The organism is Nocardioides sp. PD653-B2 (assembly GCF_002117935.1).
Taxonomy (GTDB): Bacteria; Actinomycetota; Actinomycetes; order Propionibacteriales; family Nocardioidaceae; genus Nocardioides.
This window is the reverse complement of the sequence record NZ_BDJE01000058.1, coordinates 1-25895: the sequence shown is the minus strand read 5'-3', so window position 1 is coordinate 25895 and position 25895 is coordinate 1. Positions and strand designations below refer to the sequence as shown.

26 protein-coding genes are annotated in these 25895 nt (G+C 72.0%); 13 read left to right on the top strand and 13 right to left on the bottom strand.

The annotated features are described in order from the left end of the window. Positions 1-226: HNH endonuclease signature motif containing protein (locus tag PD653B2_RS25440; protein ID WP_207568286.1), on the top strand; the 226-nt coding region annotated here is incomplete at its 5' end. 77 nt (positions 227-303) lie between these two features. Here the strand turns inward: PD653B2_RS25440 and PD653B2_RS22120 are convergent. From PD653B2_RS22120 to dut, 4 genes are all read right to left on the bottom strand, one after another. Then, positions 304-1026 (bottom strand): DUF3159 domain-containing protein, encoded by a 723-nt coding sequence (locus PD653B2_RS22120; RefSeq protein ID WP_242665400.1) that lies wholly within the window; start codon positions 1024-1026, stop codon positions 304-306. Further along, positions 1023-1385 (bottom strand): OB-fold nucleic acid binding domain-containing protein, encoded by a 363-nt coding sequence (locus PD653B2_RS22115; RefSeq protein ID WP_085874589.1) that lies wholly within the window; start codon positions 1383-1385, stop codon positions 1023-1025. The genes PD653B2_RS22120 and PD653B2_RS22115 overlap by 4 nt, the downstream gene beginning before the upstream one ends. A 10-nt stretch (positions 1386-1395) precedes the next feature. Further along, positions 1396-2031, bottom strand: a complete 636-nt coding sequence (locus PD653B2_RS22110; protein WP_085874588.1) for a DUF3710 domain-containing protein — start codon at positions 2029-2031, stop codon at positions 1396-1398. Positions 2032-2106: 75 nt separating this feature from the next. Continuing rightward, positions 2107-2574, bottom strand: coding sequence for a dUTP diphosphatase (dut, locus tag PD653B2_RS22105; RefSeq protein WP_085874587.1), 468 nt, complete (start codon positions 2572-2574; stop codon positions 2107-2109). Between the two features lie 53 nt (positions 2575-2627). Here dut and PD653B2_RS22100 point away from each other — a divergent pair, with 53 nt between their 5' ends. Both PD653B2_RS22100 and PD653B2_RS22095 read left to right on the top strand, forming a co-directional pair. Then, positions 2628-3089, top strand: coding sequence for a DUF3093 domain-containing protein (locus PD653B2_RS22100; RefSeq protein WP_085874585.1), 462 nt, complete (start codon positions 2628-2630; stop codon positions 3087-3089). Between the two features lie 42 nt (positions 3090-3131). Beyond that, entirely contained in the window at positions 3132-3428 is a 297-nt protein-coding gene (locus PD653B2_RS22095; RefSeq protein WP_085874583.1) for a DUF4235 domain-containing protein, read from the top strand. A 189-nt stretch (positions 3429-3617) separates the two neighbouring features. Here the strand turns inward: PD653B2_RS22095 and PD653B2_RS22090 are convergent, their stop codons facing one another. The 3 genes from PD653B2_RS22090 to PD653B2_RS22080 form a co-directional block, all read right to left on the bottom strand. After that, positions 3618-3908 (bottom strand): DUF4193 domain-containing protein, encoded by a 291-nt coding sequence (locus PD653B2_RS22090; RefSeq protein WP_085874582.1) that lies wholly within the window; start codon positions 3906-3908, stop codon positions 3618-3620. A gap of 150 nt (positions 3909-4058) precedes the next feature. Next, complete coding sequence (locus tag PD653B2_RS22085; protein WP_085874581.1) at positions 4059-4880, bottom strand: inositol monophosphatase family protein; 822 nt, start codon at positions 4878-4880, stop codon at positions 4059-4061. Next, positions 4877-5980: a ferrochelatase gene (locus PD653B2_RS22080; RefSeq protein WP_085874580.1), complete on the bottom strand. Its 1104-nt coding sequence runs from the start codon at positions 5978-5980 to the stop codon at positions 4877-4879. Before PD653B2_RS22080 ends, PD653B2_RS22085 begins: the two co-directional genes overlap by 4 nt. Positions 5981-6049: 69 nt before the next feature. On the opposite strand from PD653B2_RS22080, the gene PD653B2_RS22075 reads away from it, so the two are divergent. Both PD653B2_RS22075 and PD653B2_RS22070 read left to right on the top strand, forming a co-directional pair. Then, a complete protein-coding gene (locus PD653B2_RS22075; protein WP_085874579.1) occupies positions 6050-7255 on the top strand; it encodes an MFS transporter in 1206 nt (401 codons plus the stop codon). Next, the gene (locus PD653B2_RS22070; RefSeq protein WP_085874578.1) at positions 7252-8550 is read left to right on the top strand and encodes a D-arabinono-1,4-lactone oxidase; all 1299 of its coding nucleotides are present in this window, start codon (positions 7252-7254) and stop codon (positions 8548-8550) included. Before PD653B2_RS22075 ends, PD653B2_RS22070 begins: the two co-directional genes overlap by 4 nt. Position 8551: 1 nt before the next feature. On the opposite strand, the gene PD653B2_RS22065 is transcribed toward PD653B2_RS22070, so the two are convergent. Beyond that, a complete protein-coding gene (locus PD653B2_RS22065; RefSeq protein ID WP_085874577.1) occupies positions 8552-9187 on the bottom strand; it encodes a trimeric intracellular cation channel family protein in 636 nt (211 codons plus the stop codon). 132 nt (positions 9188-9319) lie between these two features. Here PD653B2_RS22065 and sepH point away from each other — a divergent pair, with 132 nt between their 5' ends. Further along, positions 9320-10270, top strand: a complete 951-nt coding sequence (sepH, locus tag PD653B2_RS22060; protein ID WP_165763580.1) for a septation protein SepH — start codon at positions 9320-9322, stop codon at positions 10268-10270. Between the two features lie 41 nt (positions 10271-10311). Further along, positions 10312-12300 (top strand): SDR family oxidoreductase, encoded by a 1989-nt coding sequence (locus PD653B2_RS22055; protein WP_085874574.1) that lies wholly within the window; start codon positions 10312-10314, stop codon positions 12298-12300. Here PD653B2_RS22055 and PD653B2_RS22050 read toward each other — a convergent pair. Next, positions 12281-13153, bottom strand: coding sequence for a sulfurtransferase (locus tag PD653B2_RS22050; RefSeq protein WP_085874573.1), 873 nt, complete (start codon positions 13151-13153; stop codon positions 12281-12283). The two genes, PD653B2_RS22055 and PD653B2_RS22050, sit on opposite strands and share 20 nt — an antisense overlap. Before the next feature lie 42 nt (positions 13154-13195). On the opposite strand from PD653B2_RS22050, the gene PD653B2_RS22045 reads away from it, so the two are divergent. Continuing rightward, on the top strand, positions 13196-13858 hold the full coding sequence (locus PD653B2_RS22045; RefSeq protein ID WP_085874572.1) for a thymidine kinase: 663 nt from the start codon (positions 13196-13198) through the stop codon (positions 13856-13858). A gap of 54 nt (positions 13859-13912) precedes the next feature. Next, positions 13913-15139, top strand: coding sequence for a hypothetical protein (locus tag PD653B2_RS22040; RefSeq protein WP_242665399.1), 1227 nt, complete (start codon positions 13913-13915; stop codon positions 15137-15139). Positions 15140-15142: 3 nt separating this feature from the next. Here PD653B2_RS22040 and PD653B2_RS22035 read toward each other — a convergent pair whose 3' ends face one another. Genes PD653B2_RS22035 through PD653B2_RS22020 form a run of 4 tightly spaced genes read right to left on the bottom strand, consistent with a single transcriptional unit; the run spans position 15143 to position 20283 of the window. Beyond that, positions 15143-16282 (bottom strand): alkaline phosphatase family protein, encoded by a 1140-nt coding sequence (locus PD653B2_RS22035; RefSeq protein WP_242665398.1) that lies wholly within the window; start codon positions 16280-16282, stop codon positions 15143-15145. Then, a complete protein-coding gene (locus PD653B2_RS22030; protein ID WP_085874570.1) occupies positions 16279-16869 on the bottom strand; it encodes a DUF5998 family protein in 591 nt (196 codons plus the stop codon). Before PD653B2_RS22030 ends, PD653B2_RS22035 begins: the two co-directional genes overlap by 4 nt. A 42-nt stretch (positions 16870-16911) precedes the next feature. Continuing rightward, complete coding sequence (locus PD653B2_RS22025) at positions 16912-17535, bottom strand: sulfotransferase family 2 domain-containing protein (RefSeq protein ID WP_085874569.1); 624 nt, start codon at positions 17533-17535, stop codon at positions 16912-16914. Between the two features lie 27 nt (positions 17536-17562). Further along, positions 17563-20283, bottom strand: a complete 2721-nt coding sequence (locus PD653B2_RS22020) for a bifunctional GNAT family N-acetyltransferase/acetate--CoA ligase family protein (protein ID WP_242665397.1) — start codon at positions 20281-20283, stop codon at positions 17563-17565. Between the two features lie 113 nt (positions 20284-20396). Here PD653B2_RS22020 and PD653B2_RS22015 point away from each other — a divergent pair, with 113 nt between their 5' ends. Genes PD653B2_RS22015 through PD653B2_RS22000 form a run of 4 tightly spaced genes read left to right on the top strand, consistent with a single transcriptional unit; the run spans position 20397 to position 25867 of the window. After that, a complete protein-coding gene (locus PD653B2_RS22015) occupies positions 20397-22883 on the top strand; it encodes a DNA gyrase/topoisomerase IV subunit A (RefSeq protein WP_085874568.1) in 2487 nt (828 codons plus the stop codon). Positions 22884-22887: 4 nt separating this feature from the next. Next, positions 22888-23601: an LppX_LprAFG lipoprotein gene (locus tag PD653B2_RS22010; RefSeq protein ID WP_165763579.1), complete on the top strand. Its 714-nt coding sequence runs from the start codon at positions 22888-22890 to the stop codon at positions 23599-23601. Continuing rightward, a complete protein-coding gene (locus PD653B2_RS22005) occupies positions 23598-25352 on the top strand; it encodes an MFS transporter (RefSeq protein WP_085874566.1) in 1755 nt (584 codons plus the stop codon). Before PD653B2_RS22010 ends, PD653B2_RS22005 begins: the two co-directional genes overlap by 4 nt. A 20-nt stretch (positions 25353-25372) precedes the next feature. Next, positions 25373-25867 carry a beta-class carbonic anhydrase gene (locus PD653B2_RS22000; protein ID WP_085874565.1) on the top strand — a complete coding sequence of 165 codons (495 nt, stop codon included), beginning with the start codon at positions 25373-25375 and terminating at the stop codon, positions 25865-25867. The last annotated feature ends 28 nt before the right edge of the window (positions 25868-25895 follow it).

The following is a 25895-nucleotide window of genomic DNA, read 5'->3' as shown; positions in this document are numbered from 1 at the left end:
CCCGCACTGCACCCGACCATCCAGGTCCTGCGACGCCGACCACATCATCGACTACGACCAGAGCGGACCCACCTGCTCCTGCAACCTCGCCCCCCTGTGCCGCCACCACCACCGGCTCAAAACCCACGGCAGCTGGTCGTACGAACGGGTCGGACCCCGGGCATTCCTCTGGCGAAGCCCGCGGGGGCACTACTACCTCCGCGACGACGACCACCGAGATACGTAGCGCCCCACCCCGCCGCCGGCGGGGTCGGTGGCATGCCCGGGGAGGTTCTCAGTCGGCAACCGGGTCGGACGGCGCCGTCAGGGAGCAGGTTCCACGACCGGCGTCCGGTCACGCGACAGCACCCACACCATCGCGGCCAGGGCAGCCAGCTGGAGCGGCCATCCCATCGCGATCTTGAGGATGCCCAGCGCGGCGACGGCCGAGTCGGCCTCGATGGTGCCGGCCTTGGCGGCGAACCACAGCGGCGCCTGGACGACCACCCGGATCAGGCACGGGATGGTGAGCAGCCAGGTGAGCAGCGTGCAGAGGCGCACGACCTGGCGGTCCCGGTGCCAGGCCGTGGGGTCACCGGTGACGCTGCCGACCATGAAGCCGACCAGCGGCCAGCCGACGATGCAGGTCAGGGCAAGGACGATCGTGTAGGCACCGTTGTAGATGATCCCGGGCAGGAAGTAGGCGAGGGCCTGGTCGTCCGCGCTGCCGCCGCGGCGGGCCGACAGGACCACGAAGAGCCAGCCGATGCCGATCCCGAAGATCGCGTTGAGGCAGAACTGCACGGTCGAGCGCTGCACCAGCCGGACCGCGAGCATCGCCGCCGCCGCGACCAGGCTGACGACGAGGGCGAGCCTCAGCTCGCGGGTGGTGAGCCAGCAGACGGTGAAGAGGATCGTCGGGACGGCGGCCTCGACCATGCCGCGGCGGCCGCCGAGGGCCTTCGACATCTGGGCGCGGACGACGGCCTCCACCGAGGCGATCGACGTGCCGCCGGGTCGGGTGTCGGGGACGGGCTGGTCGGTCACGGCATCAGCTCGTAGCGCGGGTTGTACATGATCCGCTGCCCGTCGTGCTGGCCGATCCGGCCCTGGATCTCGATCGAGCGCCCGGGCGCGATGCCGGAGATCCGGCGCCGGCCGAGCCAGACCACCGTGATCGTGCCGGTGCCGTCGTAGAGGTCGGCCTCGAGGGCGGGGACGCCGCCGCGTGGCCGCAGGGTCACCGTGCGGAGGGTGCCGCGCAGCCGGACCCGCTCCCGGTCTGGCGCCTCGCCGATCCGGTCGAGGCCGTCGTCGGCGAACGTCTCGCGCATGTCGCGCGCGTGCTGGTCGGTGCTGTTCGCCCACCGGCTGATGCTGCGCCGCAGCCGGCTCTTGTCCGCCATGGCCCCGAGCCTAGGCGTCGGTGTGGTGGATGAGCTGGTCCTGGGGCGGGAGCGTGAGCGGCAGCTCGGCACCGACGGGCATCGCGTGGGTCCCGCGGCGTACGACGATCCGCTCGATCGCGTCCTCCCAGGCCCCGGCGGCGTCGATCTCCGCGGCGGGCCGGCCGAGCAGCGTGGCGCGGAGCATCCAGCGCTCCCCGTTGACACCGATGACCCGCGAGGGCTGGGTGCCGGTGCGGCCGTCGGGCGCCGTGACGGTGAGGGCGCAGACGAGCTCGGTGCCGAAGCGGCCTTCCCGCTCGGTTGCGGTGCCGCCCCGTTGGGCATAGTCGGCCGCGATCTTGGGGCGGACGTCGCTCCACAGGTCGCCGCCGCGCGGGGCGGCGAACGCCCGGAGCTCGATGGCCCCCTCGGCGCCGGCGAGCACGACGGCCTGCACCTCCTCGGAGCCCTCCTCGACCTGGAGCCGGACCTCGAGGTCCGCGACCGGCTCGATCAGCAGGGAGCCGAGGTCGAGGCGCTGGACCTCGTCGTCGGCGGGAAGGTCGTCGACGTCGTAGGGACCGGTGACCGGCTCGACCTCGGCGGCGTCGGCTGCGGCGGCCTCGCTCTCGGCGGGCTCGGCGGACTTGCGACGGAACTTCACGGACTACTCCTCAATCGGGCGCTGCAGTCGAATCGGGGCTGCAGGCGATCACGCACTGCGGAAGTCTCTGATCGGTCAGGACGGACCGAAGCCTCCAGTAGAACCGTAACCCCCGTCCCCCCGCACCGAGTCGGGGAGATCCCCCACCTCGGTGAAGAGCGCGCGCTCGACCCGCTGGACGACGAGCTGGGCGATCCGGTCGCCGCGCCGCAGCTCGATCGGCGCGACCGGGTCGTGGTTGATCAGCATCACCTTGATCTCACCCCGGTAGCCCGCATCGACGGTGCCCGGGGCGTTCACGATCGACAGCCCGTGCCGCGCCGCCAAACCGGACCGGGGGTGCACCAGGGCGACGTACCCCTCGGGCAGCGCGATCGCGATGCCGGTCGGCACCATCGCCCGCTCCCCCGGCGCCAGCACGACGTCGACGGTGGTCAGCAGGTCGGCGCCGGCGTCGCCGGGATGGGCGTACGCCGGCAGCGGCAGGTCGGGGTCGAGTCGCCGGACCTGGATCTCGAGCCGATCGTCGGAGTGAGGGGGCACGTCGCCGGACCCTACCGGCCACCTCGGGGGGCGCCAATGACAGGATTTGGCCCGTGACCCTCGCTCCTGTGTACGCCGAGCGCCTCGGCGTCCCCCTGCGCTGGTGGGTCCAGGGCACGATGCTGGTCGCCACGCTCTGGCTCGCCGTGGTCGTGGCGATGCCCGCGATCGGCGCCTGGATCATCACCGCGATCGCGCTGGCGGCGCTGTCGTTCGGTCTCTGGTCCTACGGCTCGGCCCGGATCTCGGTGGCCGACGGCACCTTCCGCGCGGGCCGCGCCCACATCGGTGCGGCGTACGTCGGCACCGCGACCGCCCTCGACCCCGAGGAGACCCGGCGGATCGCCGGCGTCGACGCGGACGCCCGTGCCTACCTGCTGCTGCGGCCCTACCTCAAGCGCGCCGTGAAGGTGGAGATCACCGACCCGGCCGACCCCACGCCGTACTGGCTGGTCTGCACCCGTCGGCCCGAGGACCTCGTGCGGGCCCTCGCCGCCCTGACGCACGCGGGCTGAGCGCCGCCGATTGCCGGTGCCGCGGCTGGGTACTGTTCGGCCATGGCATCTGGAGGATCGAAGATCTGGACCGTCTTCTCGCTCGTGTCGGCCCTCGGAGCCGCCGCCGTCGCGAAGAAGGCGATGGACAAGTCCTGGACCGTGGCGACCGGCAAGAAGCCGCCGGAGAACCCGGCCGACCCGGACGTGCAGATCTGGGAGGCCGTGCTGTGGGCCGGCGTCAGCGGTACGGCGGTCGGGCTGGCGCGGATGCTGGCGCAGCGCCGGGCGGCGTCCTACTACGCACGCTCCACCGGCCACCTGCCTCCCGACCTGCAGAAGGACGACCAGGAAGCCTGAGCGAGCAGCGAGCCCGAGGGCAGACACCCTGAGGACAGACACAAGGAAGGGCCGCAACCCGTGAGGGTTGCGGCCCTTGCTTCGTCTTGCGGGTGGTGCCACGTGCGCCGAGTCGGCGCTAGTTTCCACTCCCCCGCTTCGCTCCGCCGGAAAACTACCGCCGACTCGGCGTGTGTGCGTTCGCTGCGCTCACGCACAGTCCTTGCAGATCATCTTCTTCGGGTCCGCGAGCTGGCTGCGGTGGTGCACGAGGAAGCAGCTCATGCAGGTGAACTCGTCCTCCTGCTTGGGCTTCACCTCGACCGCGAGCTCTTCGTGCGACAGGTCGGCGCCGGGCAGCTCGAAGGCCTCTGCGGCCTCGGCCTCGTCCTCGTCGACCTTGCCCGAGTTCTTGTCGTGACGGCGCGCCTTGAGCTCTTCGATGCTCTCCTCGGACTGCTCGTCCTCGTTCTTGCGCGGTGCGTCGTAATCAGTCGCCATGCGTCACTCCACTCCCCTGGGCCCTGCTGCCCCACGTCTTCGTTCACTGCGTCGTTCTGTGCGTCGTCGGCGGCCAGATTGTGCACCATGAATGATCAGTTGCGCATTCCTGGCCCACGTTGCGGAGCGTGAACATTCGGTGACAGGCCGCTATTCCCCCGAAACAGGCGAGAAACCGGCCGCCTGGACCAGCCGGAACAGCTCGTCGAAGCCGTGTGTCGGAGCACACACGACGAGGTCGCGCCCGCCCGCTCCGGGGTGGGCCTCCACGCGGGCCCCGGCGAGCCGGGCGACCAGCCCCCCGGCTGCGTGGTCCCAGAGGTTGACGCCATCCTCGAAGTAGCCGTCGAGGCTGCCGTCGGCGACCTGGCAGAGGTCCAACGAGCACGCACCGAGGCGCCGGATGTCCCGGACCCGGGTGATCAGGTGGACCAGCGACCGTGCCTGCTGCTCGCGCAGCCCGGCGTCGTAGCTGAAGCCGGTGGCGATCAGCCGCTGGTGCAGCGGCGCCGGACCTCGGACGGCGATGGGCTCGCCGTCCCGGGTGGCCACGGCCGGTGTCGCACCGTCCGCGACGTGGCCGACGTACTCCGTCCCGGGAGCGACGTTGAGCACCACACCGGCGACGACCTCACCGTCGAGCTCGGCCGCGATCGAGACGGCGTACTGCGGCAGGCCGTAGAGGAAGTTCACGGTGCCGTCGACCGGGTCGACGATCCAGCGCACCCCGGACCGGCTGGCGACGTCGTCGCCCTCCTCGCCGAGGAAGCCGTCGTCGGGGCGCCGGGCGCTCAGCCGCGCGCGGATCAGGGTCTCGCTGGCGCGATCGGCCTCGGTGACGATGTCGACGTCGCTGGACTTGGTGTCGGCGACCACCACGCCCGCGGCCTTGCGCTGACGGACCAGGCCGGCGGCCTCACGGGCGACCTCGAGCGCCAGCTCGGCCAGCTCGCGCGGGGACGGGGCGGTCACGAGTCGGCACCGGCGAGGGCGGGGCGCTCGGCGCGCGGGTTGGGGCAGCAGCCGGCCGGGCAGGTGTCCCAGCAGGCGGGCCAGGCACCGACCGCGGCGCGGACGACCTCCTCGCCCCGCTCGACCGCGGCCCGCTCCAGGAGCAGGTCGCGGACCGTGGAGACGAAGCGCGGGTCGAGGCCGGCGGTCGCCGCCCGGGTGGCCGGCAGGCCGAGCTTCTCGGCGGTGGCGAGGGCCTCGGTGTCGAGGTCGTAGACGACCTCCATGTGGTCGGACACGAAGCCGATCGGCACCATCACGACACCCGCGACGTCGTCGTCGTGCAGGGCCTCGAGGTGGTCGTTGACGTCGGGCTCCAGCCACGGGATGTGCGGCGCGCCCGAGCGGGAGCAGAAGACCAGGGCGTAGCGGTGCCGGCGGCCGGTCTCCTGGCGGACCCGTTCGACGATCTCGTCGGCGACGGAGCGGTGCTGGTCGACGTAGGCGCCGCCCTCCGGCCCGCTGGCCTCGTTCATGGTCTCGGGGATGGAGTGGGTGACGAAGGCGAGGTGCGCCGACTCGCGGGCGTCCTCGGGCAGGTCGGCCAGCGCCGCCAGGGTCGCGTCGACCATCGGCTCCACGAAGCCGGGATGGTTGAAGTAGTGGCGCAGCTTGTCGAGGCGCGGCGCGCCCTCCGCCGTGGCATCGGGCAGGGCGTCGACGGCGTCGAAGAGGTTCTCCCGGTACTGCCGGCACGAGGAGTACGACGAGTAGGCACTCGTCACGAAGCAGGCGGCCCGGGTGACGCCGTCCGCGGTCATCTGCCGCAGGGTGTCGGTCAGGTACGGGTCCCAGTTGCGGTTGCCCCAGTAGACCGGCAGGTCGATGCCGGCGCCGGTCAGGTCCTCACGCAGCGCGGCGAGGAAGGCCCGGTTCTGGTCGTTGATCGGCGAGCGGCCGCCGAAGCCGTAGTAGTGCTGCCCGACCTCCTCGAGCCGCTCACGTGGGATGCCCCGGCCACGGGTGACGTTCTCGAGGAAGGGGACGACGTCGTCGGGTCCCTCAGGACCGCCGAACGAGACGAGCAGGACGGCGTCGTACGGGCTCGCATCTGGGGTCATGCGTCCATCGTAAGGAGGGCTCCTCGGCGATTAACCGACGGTCGGTTCCCAGCCCTAGTCTGCGGACTGATGTTCACGTCGTACCGCCGGATCCTGGCTCATCCCGGCGCTCTCCGCTTCTCGCTGACCGGTCTGGTCGCCAGGCTCCCGATCTCGATGGTCGGTCTCGGCATCGTGCTGCTCGTCGCCGCGGCGACCGGGTCGTACGGCGTGGCCGGGGCCGTCTCGGCGGCCTACATGCTCTCCAACGCGCTCTTCGCGATCCTCCAGGGCCGGCTGGTCGACACCCTCGGCCAGGCCCGGGTGCTCACCGTCGCCAGCCTGGTCTTCGGACTCTCGATCGCCCTGGTGGTCTGGTCGGTGCAGGGCGACTGGCCGATCCTGACGACCTACGTCTTCGCGGCGCTCGGCGGCGGCACCCTCCCCCAGGTCGGGTCGTGTGTGCGGGCCCGCTGGTCCTACGTCCTCGACCAGCCCGCCGAGGTCCAGACGGCGTACGCACTGGAGGCGGTCGCCGACGAGGCCGTGTTCATCCTCGGCCCGATCGCGGTGACGGTCCTCGCCACGGCCTGGCACCCGGTCGCCGGCCTCACCGTGGCGATCGTGGCCTGCCTGGGCGGCACGTGGGCGTTCTGCGCCCAGCGCTCGACCGAACCGCCCGCCCGGCCGCACTCCCGTTCGGAGGGCGCCCGGCCGCCGATGCCATGGCCGACGGTCATCGCGCTCGCGGTCGTCTGTGCCGCCCTCGGGGTGCTGTTCGGCGCCGCCGAGGTGACCACGGTGGCCTTCGCCGACGAGCAGGGACACCGGGCCTGGGCCGGTGGGCTGCTCGCCCTGTGGGCGCTCGGCAGCCTGTCGGCCGGCCTCATCACCGGCGCGGTGCACTGGCGGCGCGGGCCGTCGGTGCGGGTGCGTTGGGGCGCGGTCGCGATGGCCGGCGCGATGACACCGCTCTACTTCGTCGACTCGCTGGCGCTGATGGCCGCCACGCTGTTCGTCGCCGGCTTCGCGATCGCGCCGACGATGATCGCCGCGATGTCGCTGACCGAGGCGATCGTGCCGCCCGGACGGCTGACCGAGGGGATGGCGATCATGCAGACCGGCCTGGTGGCGGGCGTCGCGCCCGGAGCCACGCTGAGCGGTCTGGTGATCGACCACCAGGGCGCGTCCGCGGCGTACCTCGTCTCCGTCGGCGCCGGCGTCGTCGCCGTGCTCGCGGCGCAGCTGCTCCGGCCTGCCCACGCCGCACCGCCCGTGGCTACCATCGCGCCGTGAGCGAGTGGCGCAACTGGTCGGGGCTCGAGTCGGCGTCGCCGGCCCGCGTCGAGGAGCCGGCTGACACCGCCGCGATCGTGGCGGCCGTCGAACGCGCCCGCTCGGAGGGCACCACGGTGAAGATGGTCGGCACCGGGCACAGCTTCACCGCGATCTCCGCCCCCGAGCACACCCTGCTCCGCCCCACGAACCTCGGCGGCATCGTCGCGGTCGACCGCGACGCGATGACGGCGACCGCGCTGGCCGGCACCCAGCTGACGGTGCTCAACGAGCAACTGGCCGCGCTGGGCCTCAGCCTCCACAACATGGGCGACATCGACCAGCAGACGTTGGCCGGGGCGACCTCCACCGGCACCCACGGCACCGGCGGCGTCTGGGCGTCGCTCTCGGCCCAGGTCTGCGGGCTGTCGCTGGTCACCGGCACCGGCGAGGTGGTCTCGGCGACGGAGGCCGAGAACCCCGAGCTCCTCGAGTTCGCCCGGGTGGGTCTCGGCGCCCTCGGCGTGCTCACCACCCTGACCTTCCGCGTCGAGCCGCTCTTCGTGCTCGAGGCGAACGAGACGCCGATGTCCTGGGACGAGTGCCTCGACGGCTTCGACGAGCGGACCGCCGCCCACCACCACGTCGACACCTACTGGTTCCCCCACACCGACCGGATGCTGTCGAAGACCAACGACCGGCTCGCGGGGTCCGAGACCGCTCCCCTGTCGAGGCTGCGCCACTGGTGGGACGACGAGTTCCTCAGCAACAGCCTCTTCGGCGCGCTCAACCACGTCACCAACCGGGTGCCCGGGATCATCCCCCGCTTCAACCAGGTCTCCAGCCGACTGCTCTCGGCGCGCACCTACAGCGACGTCGCCCATCGGGTCTTCATCTCGCCGCGCGACGTCGTCTTCCGGGAGATGGAGTACGCCGTCCCGCGCGAGGCCGGCCTGACCGCGCTCCGCGAGGCGCGCGCCGCGCTCGAGGCCTCCGACCTGAGGATCACGTTCCCGGTCGAGATCCGGGTGACCCCCGCCGACGACATCCCGTTGTCCACCTCCTCGGGCCGCGACTCGATCTACCTCGCCTTCCACACCCACCGCGACGCCGACCACCTCGCCTACTTCGCCCTGATCGAGCCGATCATGCGCGCCCACGACGGCCGCCCCCACTGGGGCAAGGTGCACACCCGCACCGCCGCCGACCTGGCCCCGGCGTACCCCCGCTTCGCCGAGTTCCTCGCCCTCCGCGACACGCTCGACCCCGACCGGGTGTTCGCCAACCCCTACCTGCGGCGGGTCCTCGGCGAGTAGCTCAGACCGAGGCCGGACCGGTCGGCACCGGCGCCTGCCAGTGCCGCCAGATCGCGACCAGCCGCCAGATCGTGCACAGCCCCCCACCCGCGCACGCGACGATCCCGACCGGGACGTCGAGGTGCGTCCCGGCCACGACCACGATCGCGCCCCCCAGCGCCGGGGTGGCGTAGAGCTCGCCGCGGAAGACCGTCGGCACCCGGCCGGCCAGCAGGTCGCGGAGCATGCCGCCGCCGATGCCGGTGACCATCCCCATCAGCGCGGCAGGCGCGGGGCTCAGCCCGTAGTCCATCGCCTTGAGCGCACCGGTCACGCAGAAGAGACCCAGGCCGAAGGCGTCGAGGACGTTCACCGACCGCTCGACGCGACCGAGCACGGGATGGAACCAGAAGGTCAGCAGCCCGGCGGCGATCGGCACCATCAGGTAGCGCCAGTCCTCCAGCGCGGCGGGCGGGGTCGCGCCGATCAGCACGTCGCGCAGGAAGCCGCCGCCCAGCCCCGTCGTGCCGGCCAGGACGAGGACGCCGAAGACGTCGAGCCCCTTGCGGACGGCCACCAGGGCGCCCGAGATCGCGAACACGAAGATGCCCACCAGGTCGAAGACGACCAGGGTCGTGGAGGGCTCGGTGGAAGGCACGATCGGAGGTTAACCGGACCGGGCCGGGGCGCGCCGCCGGGCTACCGGCCGGACGACCTGCGCTGGCGTAGGCTCGGCGCACCGAAGACGGACCGATGTCGACGATCGATGGGAACAGGAGCACGACAACCCATGGCGCACCTGACGCTCGCTGGAGTGAGCGACGACGGGCAGCGCCTGCTCCTGGTCAGCGACGCCGGGCTCGAGTTCACGCTGGACATCGACACCCGTCTCCGGGCCGCCCTGCGCGGCGAGCACGCCCGCTTCGGCCAGTTGGAGATCAAGATGGACAGCGCCCTCCGCCCCCGCGACATCCAGGCCCGGATCCGTGCCGGCGAGACCGCGGAAGCGGTCGCCCAGGCGGCGCAGACCTCCGTCGACAAGATCATGGCGTTCGCCGCGCCGGTGCTCGCCGAGCGCCAGCACGTCGCCGACCGCGCCCAGCGCTCGTCCGTACGACGGGACGGCGGCCACGCCGCTGCCGGTGCCCGCACCCTCGGTGACGCCGTGTCCGGCCACCTGCGCGCGCTCAACGTCGACCCCGGCAGCGTGGAGTGGGACGCCTGGCGCCGCGAGGACGGCCGCTGGACGCTGACCGGCAGCTACTCGTCGGCGACCCGCAAGGGCACCGCCGAGTTCACGTTCGACAACCCCGGCAACTACGTGACCGTCGACAACGAGGACGCCAAGTGGCTCATCGGCGAGACGGTCGCCTCCGCTCGCGAGACGCCGGCCGCCCGCGACGACCTGCGCAGTGCCCGTCAGCGCCGGCTCAGCTCCGTGCCCGAGGACGAGCTGCCCCTCGGCGACGACGCGATCGAGCTGGTGAGCGGCAGCGACCCGGCGTCCGACACGCTGGGCACCGAGCAGCCCGTCGAGGCGTTCCTCGACGACACCCCGCCCACCGACCCCGAGGTCGAGGCGGAGGCCGCGGACCTGCGCGACGAGGCCACCGACGCGGCCGCCGAGGACCACGGGCACGAGGACGAGCCTCCGTCGCGCCGGCCGGTCAAGAAGACCCGCGGCCGGGCGTCGGTCCCGAGCTGGGACGAGATCATGTTCGGCGGCGGCACGCAGGAATAGACCCCAGGAGTACGACCCGACGTCGGGGGTAGCCTCCCCGCATGTCGTACTTCGTGACAGGCGCCACAGGGTTCGTCGGCCGACACCTCGTCGGCGAGCTGCTCGACCACCGCGAGGGGACGATCTACGTCCTGGTCCGCGAGGGGTCGCTACCGCGCATGGAGGCGCTGATCGCGCGCTGGGACACCGACCGCGTCGTGCCCGTCACCGGCGACCTGTCCGCCCCGGCCCTGGGCGTCGCGAAGAAGTGGGTCACCCCCCACCGCGGCGAGATCGACCACTTCTTCCACCTCGCGGCGATCTACGACATGACGGCCGACGACGAGACCAACGAGACCATGAACGTCGGCGGCACTCGCAACGCGCTCGCGCTGGCGGCCGCGTTGAAGGTGGGCTGCTTCCACCAGGTGTCCTCGGTCGCCGCGGCGGGTGAGCACGCCGGGGTCTTCGACGAGTCGATGTTCGACGAGGGCCAGCACCTGCCCTCGCCGTACCACCGCACGAAGTTCGAGTCCGAGCGGATCGTCCGCGAGGAGGCCACGGTCCCGTGGCGCGTGTACCGGCCCGCGGTCGTCGTCGGCGCGTCGGGGACCGGCGAGATGGACAAGGTCGACGGCCCCTACTACTTCTTCGGCGTGATCAAGGCGCTCCGCGACCGCCTGCCGTCCTGGCTGCCGATGATGGGGGTCGACCTCGGCAACACCAACGTCGTCCCCGTCGACTACGTCGCGGCCGCGATGGACCACCTCGCCCACCTGCCCGGCCGGGACGGCGAGGCCTTCCACCTGGTCAACCCGGAGCCGCAGCCGGTCGTCGACATGGTGAACGCCTTCTGCGCGGCCGCGGGCGCCCCGACGTTCGCGACGCCGATCTCCACCTCGCTCGTGCCGCGGCAGCTTCGACCGGCTGCCCTCCTGGCCGCCCTCGCCAAGGCCGCACCGACCCGGATGGCGCTCGACCAGACCGTCGGCCGGCTCGGCATCCCCGCCGAGGTGCTCGGCCACGTCTCGTTCGCGCCGGTCTTCGACGCGCGCCGCACCGAGCAGGCGCTGGCCGGCTCCGGCATCGCCGTCCCCGACCTCGACTCCTACGCCCGCACGCTGTGGAGCTACTGGGAGGAGCACCTCGACGAGTCGACGGGCCGGGACGCCCGGATCCGCGACAAGCTCCAGGGCACCTACGTCGTGGTCACCGGTGCCTCGTCGGGCATCGGCAAGGTCACCGCTCTCAAGGTCGCCCAGGCCGGGGGCACGCCGGTACTGGTCGCCCGCGGCAAGGAGAAGCTCGACGAGCTCAAGGACCTGATCGAGAGCCGCGGCGGCACCGCGATCGTGCAGCCGTGCGACCTCTCGGACCTCGAGGCGATCGACGCGCTCTGCGAGACGCTGACCGCCGACCTGCCGTCGGTCGACTTCATCGTCAACAACGCCGGGCGTTCGATCCGGCGCTCGCTGCGGCTCTCCCAGGACCGCTTCCACGACTTCGAGCGGACCATGCAGCTCAACTACTTCGGCGCGGTCCGGCTGGTCATGGGCCTGGTGCCGGCGATGCGCGCCAACAAGAGCGGCCACATCGTCAACATCTCCTCGATCGGCGTGCAGACCAACCCGCCGCGATTCTCGGCGTACGTCGCCTCCAAGGCCGCGCTCGACTCGTGGAGCAACGTGGTGGCCTCCGAGCTGGTCGGCGACGGCATCAGCTTCACCAACATCCACATGCCGCTGGTGCGGACGCCGATGATCGCGCCGACCAAGCTCTACGACAAGTTCCCCGCGATCTCACCCGCGCAGGCGGCCGACCTGGTCATCGAGGCCATGGTGGGGCGCCCCCACGAGATCAACACCGCGCTCGGCAACGCCGGCGCCATCGCCCACACGGTGGCCCCCAAGCTGGCCTTCCGCATCCTCAACATGGCCTACCACGTGTTCCCCGACTCGGCCGCGGCCAAGGGCGAGGTCACCGGCGGCGCCGGCACCCGCGAGTCCGAGCAGATCATGCTCGCGCGGGTGTTCAAGGGCGTGCACTGGTAGGTCGCTCGACCGGTCGCCGGGGGTCGGTGATCCAACCCGACCAGCTGCCCGGGTAGAGCGCCGCGCGGATGCCGGCGATCTCCAGCGCCAGCACGTCGTGGGCCGCGGTGACGCCGGAGCCGCAGTAGACGGCTGTTCCGGTTCCTGAGGAGGCGAGGGACGAGCCGTCTCGAAGGGCGCCGGTGACCCCGGCCGCGGCGTACAGCGCCCGCAGCTCGTCGGCGCTCCGGAACCGCCCGTCGGCGCGCAGGTTGGTGCTGGTCGGGACGTTCACGGCACCCGGGATGTGGCCGGCCACCGGGTCGACCGGCTCGGTCTCGCCCCGGTAGCGCTCGGGCGCCCGTGCGTCGACCAGCACCGGTACGCCGAGGACGTCGTCGGCCTCGACCACCGGCATCGCGCCGGGGCGGGCCGTGAAGTCACCCGGCTGCGGGCCGATCGCCACCGCCTGCGCGACGCCCCCGGCCTCGAGCCACGCCGGCCAGCCGCCGTCGAGCACCCGCACGTCCCGGTGCCCGTGGAAGCGCAGCAGCCACCAGGCCCGGCCGGCGGCCAGGCCCGACCAGTCGTCGTACACGACCACCGGCCGGTCGTCGCTCACCCCGACCCGGCGCATCGCGGTCTGGAAGTCCTCGGTCGACGGCAACGGGTGGCGCCCACCGTCGCCCGGTGGAGCGGCGAGGTCGCGGTCGAGGTCGACGTAGACGGCGCCCGGGACGTGCCCGTTCACGAACTCGGGCAGCCCTCCGGGGCCGCCCATCCGGTAGCGGACGTCGAGGACGGTCACCGACCCGAGCAGGTCGTGGAGCTCGGTGGCAGAGATCAACGGAGCAGAGCTGGACCGGGATGGCATGGCACCCATCCTGCCAAGCCGTCCTCGTGACAGGATCGGCCCGTGGCTGAACTGCACTTCTTCACCGGCACCATGGACTCGGGCAAGAGCACGCTGGCGCTCCAGACGAACCACAACCACGCCGCGCGCGGACGGGTCGGCCGGATCTTCACCACGCGCGACCGGGCCGGCGAGTCGATCCTCTCCAGCCGCCTCGGGCTGACCCACGAGGCCCTCGAGGTCGACGCCGACTTCGACTTCTGGCGCTACGTCGTCGACTCGCTCACCCAGGGCGGCCGCATCGACTACCTCATCTGCGACGAGGCCCAGTTCTACACGCGCGGCCAGATCGACCAGCTCGCCAAGGTCGTGGACGAGCTCCAGATCGACGTGTTCGCGTTCGGCATCCTCACCGACTTCCGTACCGCGATGTTCGAGGGCAGCGCCCGACTGGTCGAGCTGGCCGACCGGATGAACGTGCTCCAGGTCGAGGCGCTCTGCTGGTGTGGCAAGCGCGCCACCCACAACGCCCGCACCGAGAACGGCGCCATGGTCGTCGAGGGCGAGGTGATCGTGGTCGGCGACGTCGACACGATCGACGAGGTGCCTGCGGACCCCAGCAACGTCGCCTACGAGGTGCTCTGTCGCCAGCACCACCGCCGCCGGCTCACCGCCGCCCGCGCCAAGGCGGTCAGCCTGGCCCCGGAGCCGCTGCCGTTCGGCTGAGCCGGAAACTTCCCTCTATCGCCGGCAGCCCGCGGACCCCTAGGGTGCGTGACCGTGGTCACATCTCGGGCTCGGACCCGCATCCTCAGCGTCCTGACCGTCCTCTCCGCCGCGTTCGTCGGCCTGCTCGTGGCCGCGCCGCCGCCGGCTCAGGCCGACGGCCCCGGTGTCGGCACGCCGTGGGTGGTCACCCTCGGCGACTCCTACATCAGCGGCGAGGCCGGCCGCTGGGCCGGCAGCAGCAACGCCTCCTCGAGCCGAGCCGACGCGCTCGGGTCGACGGCGTACTTCGACAACGCGTCGGGCACCGGCGAGACGATCAACCGCTGCCACCGCAGCAAGTCGGCCGAGGCCTACATCGGCGGCGGGGTCAACGGACTTAACCTCGCGTGCTCCGGCGCGACGACCGCAACCTCGGACGGCGACAACTTCAAGCCCGGGTTGGACTTCTTCGACAACGGGTCGGGCAAGAAGGGCCAGGCCGCGATGCTCCAGCAGTTCGCCTCCACCCACCGGGTCGGCATGGTCGTGGTCTCGATCGGCGGCAACGACTTCAAGTTCGCCGACGTCGTGACCTCCTGCGTCGCCGACTTCCTCGCCTCGCCCTCGTGGTGGAAGGACTACTGCTACGACGACAGCTCGGTGACGGCCAACTTCACCCCGGCCAACGTCGCCGCGGTCCGCGCGCGGATCGCCGCCGCGCTGCGCAACGTCGCCACGGCGATGCGCAACGCCGGCTACGCCGACTCCCAGTGGACGCTGCTCGTGCAGAACTACCCGAGCCCGATCGCCCGCGGCGCCGGGTTCCGCTACTCCGAGAGCGGCTACACGCGGCAGAGCACCGGCGGCTGCGGCTTCTGGAACAAGGACGCCGACTGGGCCAACGACACCGCGCTCCCCACGATCAACGGGGCGGTCTTCGGCGCCGTCGCCGACTCCGGGCTGACCAACACCCGCACCCTCGACCTGTCGGCGGCGTTCAACGGCCGGCGGCTGTGTGAGAACACCGTCGGGCTCTACGAGGAGAAGGGCATCGCCAGCTGGACGTCGCCGGGCGCTGTCGACCAGACCGAGTGGGTCAACCAGATCCGCACGGTGTCGACCTGCTGCTCCAACAGCCCGTACTACATCCAGGAGTCGCTGCACCCGAACTACTGGGCCCAGCTCGCCACCCGCAGCTGCGTGCGCCAGGCCTGGAACGGCGGCAGCCCGCGCAGCGGCGCCTGCCATATCGCCGGCCCCGGTCTGGTCAACGGCGAGCCGCACATGAGCCTCGGGTAGGGCTCAGCAGACCACCATCGGGATGAGCATCTCGTCGGGCGTGAGCGAGCCGTGGAGGCCGACCAGCGTGGCCTCGTAGGGGAAGTCGGTCGTGGAGAGGATCGCGGTGTCTCCCCTGCTGGCGACGATGACGTCGCCCAGCCGCGGCAGCACGCCGGTCGCGACGTCGCCGAACCACCCGCGCCGGATCGCGGACTCGCGCGTCATCACGTCGGCGCGGTCACCGAGGACCTCGGTCCAGGCGGCGACCACGTCCGCGACCGCACCTCCCTGGCAGTAGAGGTGGCGGAACCTCGCCTCGCCGCCGACCAGCGCGACGCCGGCCCGGAGCTCGTGGTGGTCGTCGATGTCGAGCCGGCTCTCGAGGGGTGAGTCGACCATCCCGTGGTCGGCCACGACGAGGAGACGGACGTCGGCGGGCAGCGCCTCGCGGAGCTGCTCGGCCTCGGCGTCGACCATCGCGAGCTGCTGGAGCCACTGGCTCGACGAGACGCCGTACCGGTGCCCCGTCCAGTCGAGGTCGCCGTCGTAGAGGTAGGTGAGCGACGTCCGCTCACGCGAGGCGGCCTGCGCGGCGGCGATCCGCTCGCCGACCTTGTCGGCGCCGACGTAGTCGGCGCCGCGGTGCGCGGCCACCGTCAGGCCGCTGCCGGCGAACTCGCGCTTGTTGACCACCGTGACCGACCCGCCGAGCCTGCGCACGCCGGTGAAGGCGGTCGGGTGCGGCTGCCACTCCAGGGGGTCGACGTCCTTGTCCCACAGCAGCGCGTTGAGCAACCGGTCGGTGCCGGGGACCCGCGACGTGAAGCCCACCAGCCCGTGCACGCCCGGGGTCAGCCCGGTGCCGAAGGACGTCAGGCTGGTCGCGGTGGTCGACGGCACGCCGGCGGTCCCGGGCGCCTGGTTGGCGAGCATCGCGGCGAGGAACGGCGCCGCGTGGGCGTAGCGCTCCAGCAGGCGGGCGCCGAGGCCGTCGACCAGGAACACGACGTAGGCCGAGGCGCTGGGCAGGACGAGCTCCGAGGGCGCCTCCGGCATGTCCAGCCCCAGCGCGACCGCCACCGCGGGCACCACGTCACCCAGCGAGCGCTGGTGGTAGGCGGGCTCGACGAACCCGTCACCGACGCTCAACGGCGGGCTCACGCGCCGTGGGTGCGGGCGGAGAGGGACTCCGCGAACTCGAGCAGCCCGGCCACCGCGTCGGCGCCGTCGGCCGCGGCCGAGACGCGCAGCGAGAAGTCGTCGGACGCGAGCACGCCGGTGTAGCCGTGGTCGGCGTCGCAGTCGGGGTCGCTGCACCCGGCGGGCTCGAGGTCGACCCGGCTCACCGCGCCCCACCCGATCGTCATCACGGCCTCGGCCGGGGAGCTCGGCCCCGAGGTCGGGTTCGCGACCATCCGGGTCACGACGACGGAGCGCACCGCGGACAGCCGGATCGCCTCCGTGGAGGTGGACGTGTACGGCTCGGGCAGCAGGTCGTCGCCCTCGTGCTCGTCGGTGTGGGCGAGGATCAGCCGGCTGGGCGTGACGACCACGACGGAGAGGTGCCGGCGCACCTCGTCGCGCTCGAAGGTCGGCTCGTGATGGACGTAGAACGCCACCACCTGCTCGCCCGCCACGGCCCCCTCGACGCCGTCCACCACGACCTCGGGGTAGTAGCCGGTCCGGTCGATGGCGTCCCTGAGCTCGAGGGCCCGATCGTGGTCCTCGGTGGTCCTGCTGCTCCGCATGTCGTCAGTCTGTCACGCAGGAGACGGGCCGCCGGCGAGGCCTCAGAACTTGTAGTCGAAGACCGCGATGTCGCGCGCGAAGATGTCCTCGACGCGCTGACGCATCGGGTCCGTGTAGAAGTCGTGGTAGTCGGGACGCTTCTTGTCCACGTTCACGCTCTGCAGCGGCTCCCACGGCAGCTCGAGCCGGGCGAAGACGGCCCGCAGGTCGGCCTCGAGCGTCTCCTGGCGGCCGATCAGGTCGGCCCGCCGGGTCTGCGAGGTCAGGTAGCGCACCTGCGGCGTGCGCAGGCGCGGCCACTGCTCGGTGCCCTTCATGATGAACGACTCGAAGTCGGGGCACGAGTCGGCGACGCCCTTGATGAACTGATTCTTCTTGAGGAACGCGTCGGCACCGCGTCGGCCCTTGCCGGCCCGCTCCCTGAACCGCTCGACCATCCGGAACCACGACAGCATCCGGGCCCACGGGTTGCGGACGAACCCGACGGTCCAGTACGCCGAGAGCTCCGGCTCGGCGTTGAGGATCTGGCCGAGCGTGGCGTGCCGGTCGAGGCCGGCGACGTGCCGGGCGTCCGGCAGCACCTCGTCCAGCCGGTTGTCGATCGTCGAACCACCCGTCTTCTGCACGTGCACGAAGAGGAGCCGGTGGGCGTCCGAAATGACCATGGCCGGGATCCTACGGCGTGCGACCGGCTAGTTCGGAAGCGTGTCGCCGCCGGCGGTGGGCATCCGGCGGACGAACCAGTCCGAGCGGGGATCCACGACCGGGTCCACGCGCGCCGACGCGGTCAGCACGGTCGCCCCGTCGGCGCCGGCGAGCACCAGCGACAGGTCGAGGAAGCTGATCTGGGGCAGGTCGTTCTGCAGCTGGGAGACCCGCTGGATCAACCGCTCGATCTCGGCGACGTCGACGACCTCGCTGCCCCGGTAGCCGAACAGCATCGGCGAGGACTTGATCTCGCGGACCATGGACGCCGCGTCGCGGGCGCCCAGGGGCGGGATCCGGTACGACTTGTCGCCGAGCAGTTCGGTCAGGGGGCCGGCGATGCCGAACGACACGACCGGGCCGAAGAGCGGGTCCTCGATGCTGCGGATCGAGACCGGCACCCCGGGTCGCGAGTTCTTCTGCACCACGAACCCGGCCTTGCCGGGGTCGGTGATCAGGCCGCTGAGGGAGTCCCAGGCGTCGGCCATCTCCTCGGGGGTGTCGATGTTGCGCCACACGTGGGCCTGGTCGGGCCGCTCGCGCAGGTGCTCGGCGGTCGCCTTCAGCACGACGTCCCACCCGAGGTCCTCACCCGCGGCCACGGCCTGCGCCAGGTCGGCGACCGAGCGGGCGCTCCAGAGCTCGATCTCGTAGGCCGCGAGCAGCTCCGTCAGCGGCTCGAGCTCGAGGTCGGTGCCCTCGGGGTGCTGGACGAGGAGGTCGTGGACCAGCCGCTTCGCGGCCGCGGCGTCGACGGCACCCGGGTCGGCGCCGGGGCCGTCCGGGGTGCGCAGCCACACGGCGTACTCGACGACCCGCGCGAGCGCCCGGACGGCGGCCTCGACGCCGGGGTACGACGGCACCGAGCCACGCCCGGCGGTGGAGCCGGCGACGTCGGGCACGCGGAGCAGCTCGGGCACGCCCTCGGCACCGAGGAACGACGACACGAGGGGCTTGTCGGACTGCTCCCCCACGGCGGCAAGCACGTTGGCGACGTCCTCGCCCGAGACGTTGATCGGCGGCACGTAGACCGCGACCACCGAGTCGACCTCGGGGTCGTCGATCGCGGCGTCGAGCGCGTCCTCGAAGTCCTCGGCGCTGGCGTCGGCGCCGAGCGCGGTCGACTTGTTGACGACCAGCCCGACCGCGGCCGCGGCGTCGGCGGCGAGCAGGCCGAGCGCGTCGGAGTTGCCGACGATCGCGACCCGCCGGCCGCGGGGCAGCGGCTGGTGGGCGAGCAGCTGGGCGACGTCGAACATCTCCTCCAGCGTGTCGACCTGGATCACGCCGGCCTGGCGGAACATGGCGTCGACGGCCGCGGCCGGCGCGGCGATCCTGCGGACGGCGTGGCCCATCGGGACGCCCTGGGTGGTGCGGCCCGAGCGGACGGCGATGATCGGCTTGCGCAGCGAGACCCGGCGGGCGATCCGCGAGAACTTGCGCGGGTTGCCGATGGACTCCAGGTAGAGCAGGACGACCTCGGTCGAGTCGTCCTCCTCCCAGTACTGGAGCAGGTCGTTGCCGGACACGTCGGCGCGGTTGCCGGCGCTGACGAAGGTGGAGAGGCCGAGGCCGCGGTTGTAGACCTTCTCCAGGATCGCCGTGCCCAGCGCACCCGACTGGCAGAAGAACCCGGCCCGGCCCCGGGGCGGCATCAGCGGCGAGAGCGAGGCGTTGAGGGAGACGTCGGCGGCCGTGTTGATGATGCCGAGGCAGTTGGGGCCGATCAGGCGCAGCCCGTAGGAGCGCGACAGCCCGACCAGCTTGCGCTGGCGCACCCGGCCCTCCTCGCCGGTCTCGGCGAAGCCCGACGAGATCACGACCAGCCCGTGCACGCCCTTGGCGGCGCAGTCGAGGACGACGTCCTGCACGGACTCGGCCGGCACGGCGACGATCGCGACGTCGACCTCGTCGGGGATGTCGCTGACGGTCTTGTAGGTCGGGAGCCCCGACACGGCGTGCGACGTGGGGTTCACCGCGTACACGCGCCCGGCGAAGTCGCCGGTGACCATGTTGCGCACCAGCGCCTGGCCGATGGTCTCCTGGCGGCGGCTGGCGCCGATCACCGCGACCGAGCGTGGGTTGAAGAACTTCTCGATCGACGCGGACTCGGCGCGATGCTCGCGGTTGTTCATCAGGCCGATGGCGGTGTCGGTCGGGTCGATGGGGAACTCCAGCTGGAGCACGCCCTCCTCGTACTCGCTGACGACCCGGTAGCCCGCCTCGCGAAAGATCTGGATCATCCGGGTGTTGTCGGGCAGCACCTCGGCGACGAACCGCTCGACGCCGCGCTCCCGCGCCGCCTGGGCGAGGTGCTCGAGCAGCAGCTGGGCGATGCCCCGGCCCTGGTGCTGGTCCTCCACGAGGAAGGCGACCTCCGCCTCACCGGGCTCGATGACGTCGTAGCGCCCGACCGCGATGATCCGGCCCTGGAGCGTCAGCACGAGGGCGACCCGGTTGACGTGGTCGACGTTGGTGAAGCGGTCCAGGTCGCGGTCCGAGAGCCGCGGCATGGGCGAGAAGAAGCGGTAGTACTTCGACTCGTCCGACACCCGGGCGTAGAACTCGACGAAGACGTCGCGGTCCTCGGGGCGGATCGGGCGGATGTGGGCCGTGCGCCCGTCCCGCAGGAGGACGTCCGCCTCCCAGTGCCGCGGGGGCGCGAGCACCTCCAGGTCCGGCTTTCCTGCTGTGTCGGGGGCACTCACCCGTGAAATCTACCGTGGACGTCTCGACGGTGGTTGAGGTGCGAGCGAGGCGAGCCTCGAAACTCGGCGTGCCCGTGACGTTTCCGGGGGCGGCAGTTGAGAGAATCGGCCCCATGGCACGCGGTGGTACGAAGCAGGAGCTCCCCGACGACTTCGAGGAGCACATCCTCGACACGGACATCAAGCAGGAGATGGAGTCGTCGTTCCTCGAGTACGCCTACTCCGTCATCTACTCGCGCGCGCTCCCCGATGCCCGCGACGGCCTCAAGCCGGTCCAGCGGCGGATCCTCTACACGATGAACGACATGGGCCTGCGGCCCGACCGCGGGCACGTGAAGAGCGCCCGCGTCGTCGGCGAGGTCATGGGTCGGTTGCACCCCCACGGCGACGGCGCAATCTACGACGCGATGGTCCGGATGGCCCAGCCCTGGTCGATGCGGCTGCCGTTCATCGACGGCCACGGCAACTTCGGCTCGCCCGACGACTCCCCCGCCGCGATGCGCTACACGGAGGCGCGGATGGCGCCGGCCGCGGTCGCCATGACGGCGTCCATCGACGAGGACACCGTCGACTTCAAGCCCAACTACGACAGCCGCGAGTTCGAACCGTCGGTGCTGCCCGCTGCGATCCCCAACCTGGTGGTCAACGGCACGACCGGCATCGCGGTCGGCATGGCCACCAACTGCGCGCCGCACAACCTGGTCGAGGTCGTGCAGGCGCTGCGCCACTTGATCACCCACCCGAAGGCGACCGTCGACGACCTGATGCGGTTCATCCCGGGGCCGGACCTGCCGACCGGCGGCAAGATCGTCGGCCTCGAGGGCATCCGCGACGCCTACGAGACCGGCCGCGGGTCGTTCCGGATGCGCGCCACTGCCCGCGTCGAGTCGATCACCAACCGGCGCAAGGGCATCGTCGTGACCGAGCTGCCCTACGGCGTCGGCACCGAGAAGGTCATCGAGCGGATCAAGGTCCTGGTCCAGGGCAAGAAGCTGCAGGGCATCTCCGACATCAAGGACCTCACCGACCGCGACCACGGCCTGCGGCTGGTGATCGAGGTCAAGAACGGGTTCGTCCCCGAGGCGCTCCTCGAGCAGCTCTACCGGCACACCCCGATGGAGGACTCCTTCGGCATCAACGCGGTCGCGCTCGTCGACGGCCAGCCGCGCACCCTCGGGCTGCGCGAGATGCTCCAGGTCTTCCTCGACCACCGCTTCGAGGTCATCCGCCGGCGCTCGCAGTTCCGCCGCAACAAGAAGGCAGACCGGCTGCACCTCGTCGACGGCCTGCTGATCGCGCTCGTCGACATCGACGAGGTCATCCAGGTCATCCGCACCAGTGACGACGCGGGTGCGGCCAAGGAGCGGCTGATGTCGGTCTTCGACCTGTCCCAGGCGCAGGCCGACTACATCCTCGAGATGCAACTGCGCCGGCTCACCCGCTTCTCCAAGATCGAGCTCGAGAAGGAGCAGGAGCAGCTGCGCCGCGAGATCGAAGAGCTCGACGCGATCCTCGCCGACGACAAGGCCCGCTGGAAGGTCGTGTCCGACGAGCTCGCCGAGGTCGCCAAGACCTACGGCACACCCCGCCGTACGGTCCTCCTCGAGTCCGCCGGCACGCCCGTCACGGCGAGCGCCGTCCAGCTCGAGGTCGCCGACGACCCCTGCTTCGTCTACCTCTCCTCGACCGGCCTGCTGGCCCGCACGGCGAACGCCGACGCGGTCGGGCAGGGCGGCGGGCGCAGCAACCACGACGTCGTCACGTCGGCGGTCCGGGCGACCGCCCGCGGTGAGGTCGGCGGGCTCACGAGCACCGGCCGGCTGGTCAAGATCGGCGTCCTCGAGCTGCCGCAGCTGCCCGACACGGCGAACGACCCGCACCTCGCCGGCGGCCTGCCGGTCAGCGAGATCCTCGCGCTCGAGCCCGGCGAGCGGCTGCTGGGGCTGTGCACGCTCGCCACCGACGGGCCCGGCATCGCGCTCGGCACCCGCCAGGGCACGGTCAAGCGGGTCAACCCCGAGGTCCTGAACCGGGACGACTGGGAGGTCATCCGGCTCGCCGACGGCGACGAGGTCGTCGGCGCGGTCGAGCTGACCAGCGGCCACGAGACGTTGTGCTTCGTCACGTCCGACGCCCAGCTGCTCCACTTCGGCGCCGACGGCGTGCGCCCCCAGGGCCGCTCCGGCGGCGGCATCGCCGGGGTCCGGGTCACCGCGGGCGAGCGGGTCAGCTGGTTCGGCGCGGTCGACCCGGACGCTCCCGACGGCTCGGTCGTGGTCACCGCCTCCGGCTCGTCCACGGCGCTGCCCGGCACCGAGCCCGGTGCGGTCAAGGTCACGCCGTTCAGCGAGTACCCCGCCAAGGGCCGGGCCACCGGCGGCGTGCGCTGCCACCGCTTCCTCAAGGGCGAGGACACCCTCGTGTTCGCCTGGGTGGGCACGGCGCCCGCACGCGCCGCCGCCGCGAGCGGTGCGCCGATCGACCTGCCCGAGCCCACCGGGCGCCGCGACGGCTCCGGCGTCCCCGGCAACCAGCCGATCGCCGCCTGCGCCGGACCGGTCGCAGCCCGGCTCGGCGCGGCCAGCGGTGTGGAAGGCTGACCGGGTGACCTCCCGAACCCGCCTGGCCTCCGCTCTGCTGGCCACGACCCTCGGTGTCCTGGCGTCGACCGCCACCGCGTGCAGTGGCTCCGACTCGGGAGCCGGCTCGGGCGCCACAGCCGCGGAGGCGCTGGCCCAGGCCAAGACGAACCTCGACGACACCAGCGGGGTCGACCTGACGCTCTCGACCGACGACCTCCCCGACGGCGTCACCGGCGTCGAGAGGGCCGAGGGGGTCGGCACCCACGCGCCGGCCTTCGACGGCACGATCACCGTCGTGCTCTCCGGCCAGGCCTTCGAGGTGCCCGTGATCGCCGTCGACCAGTCGGTCTACGCCCAGATCCCGCTCACCCCGGGCTGGCAGGAGATCGACCCCGCGGAGTACGGCGCGCCCGACCCGGCCCAGCTGATGAGCCCCGACCAGGGGTTCTCGTCCCTGCTGGCCGCGACGACCGGCGCCGAGAAGGGCGAGTCCGTGCGTGGCGGCGACGACAACAGCGAGGTGCTGACGGAGTACACCGGCAGCGTCAGCGGCGACGTCGTCAAGAACATCATCCCGACCGCCTCGGGCGACTTCGACGTGACGTACGAGATCACCGACGACGGTGAGCTGCGCAGCGCCGTCCTGACCGGTGTCTTCTACGAGGACTCCGAGCCGATGAGCTACACCGTCGGCTTCGAGGACTACGGCACCGAGAAGGACATCACCGCCCCGTGACCAGGTCGCCGCGGCTGCTGCTCGCCCTCGCCGCGGTCGCCGTGGCCTTCGCCGCGGCCGACACGTACGTCGTCGTGCTGGCGCTGCCCGACATGATGGGCAGCGTCGGCATCCCGATCGACCAGCTCCAGCGCGCGGCCCCGATCGTGTCGGGCTTCCTGCTCGGCTACGTCGCGATGCTGCCGCTGATCGGGCGGATCGCCGACCTGCGCGGCCGGGTGCCCGTCCTGGTCGTCGCGCTGGCCGTCTTCGCGCTGGGCTCGCTGGTCACGGCGCTGGCCTACGACATGCCGACCCTCGTGTCCGGACGCTTCCTGCAGGGAGTGGGCGGCGGCGGCCTGGTGCCGGCCACCCTGGCGCTGGTCGCCGACCTGTACCCCGTCGAGCGCCGCGGCGTGCCGCTGGGCGTCGTCTCCGCCGTCCAGGAGCTCGGCAGCGTGATCGGGCCGCTCTTCGGGGCCCTGGTCCTCGCCGTCGCCGACTGGCGGGCGATCTTCCTGGTCAACCTGGCGGTCGGCCTGGTCCTGGCCGCCGCCATCCGCGACCTCGGTGGTCGAGCAGCGAGCGCCGGAGAGCGTATCGAGACCCGAGGACGGTTCGACTATCTCGGCCTCCTCCTCGCGCTGGTCACCCTGCTGACCGGCGCGCTCGTCTTCGTCGAGCCCTCGCAGCTGATGCGCGACCTGACGTGGGGCCAGCTGTTCATCCCGGTCGTCGGCGACGGCCGCTGGCTGACCCCGCTCGGCCTCGTCGCGATCGGCGCGCTGCTGCTGCTCGTGCTCCGGTGCGCGACGGCCCGGCGGCCGCTCTTCGACGTCGTCGACTGGGTCCGGAGCATGCGCGAGGCCGACGTCGTCGGCGCGCTGCTCCTGGCGCTCGCGCTGGCCGGGGTGATCCTGGCGTTCGCCACCGCCGACCCGAAGGTGCAGGTCTTCTCCGACCAGGGGCTCTGGTACCTCCTCGGCTCGGCGCTCGCCACGATCGCCTTCGTGCTCCACCTGCGCCGCTCGGCTGCTCCGCTGGTGCCGCGCGGGGCGCTGCGCCGTACCCCCGCCTGGGGCTCGATGCTCGTCAGCTTCTTCATCGGCGCCGCGCTGATCGCCGCGCTCATCGACATCCCGCTCTTCGCGCGCACCACGGTCTACGCGAGCTCCCAGCTGATGGCGGCCCTGGTGCTGGTGCGGTTCCTCGTCGCCTTGCCGGTCGGCGCGGTGGTCGGCGGCTTCCTCACCCGGAGCCTGCCGGTCGGGGTCGTCACCGCGATCGGCATGTTCCTGGCGGCCGCCGCCTTCCTGCTGATGACGCGGTGGGGCATCGACAGCATCGACGACGTCTCCGCCACCCTCCCGCTGCTGCTCGGCGGCTTCGGCTTCGGGCTGGCGCTCGCCCCGGTCAACGCCGCGGTGCTCGCCAGCACCGACGACGACGTGCACGGCCTGGCCAGCGCCTTCGTGGTCGTGGCCCGGATGGTCGGGATGCTGGTCGGCATCTCGGCGCTGACCACCATCGGGCTGCGCCGCTACTACGCCGAGCAGGCCGACCTGCCCACCGCCCGCGAGGTGTGCGAGGGCAAGACCCGGTGCGCGGAGTTCACGGACCTGCTCCAGGTGGCCGGGATCGCCCAGGAGCACACGGTCTTCACCGGGGCCGCCGTCTGCGCGGCCGTCGCCGGCGTCCTCGCCCTGGTGCTCTTCCGCACCGCCGCCACCCGGTCGGTGGCGACCGGGGACCTGCTCCGGTCGTCGGGGTGACGCTCCGCTAATCTCGCCCCGTGAGCGACTTCGACGACCTGATCGCCGCCAACCGCACCTTCGCCGAGCACTTCGAGCTCTCGGGCTTCGACGGCGTCGCGCATGCGGGGGTGGCGATCGTGACTTGCATGGACTCCCGGATCGACCCCTTGCGCATGGTCGGCCTGCGCGCCGGCGACGCGAAGATCTTCCGCAACCCCGGCGGCCGGGTCACCCCCCAGGCTCTGGAGGCGCTGGTCCTCGCCGTGCACCTCCTCGGCGTCGAGCGGATCCTGGTCATCCCCCACACCCGGTGCGCGATGGCCTCGAGCACCGAGGCCGAGCTCCACGACAAGGTCTCCGCGTCGGCCGGCCTCGACGCCTCCTGGCAGCCGTTCCACGTCGTCGAGGACCAGGTCAGCTCCCTCGAGGAGGACGTGCACAAGGTCCGCAGCCACCCCCTCATCCCCGACACCGTCCGGGTCGGCGGGTTCCTGTACGACGTCGACACCGGCCTGCTCGACCAGCTCTACTGACCGCCGACCCGCCGGTGGTTGAGGAAGG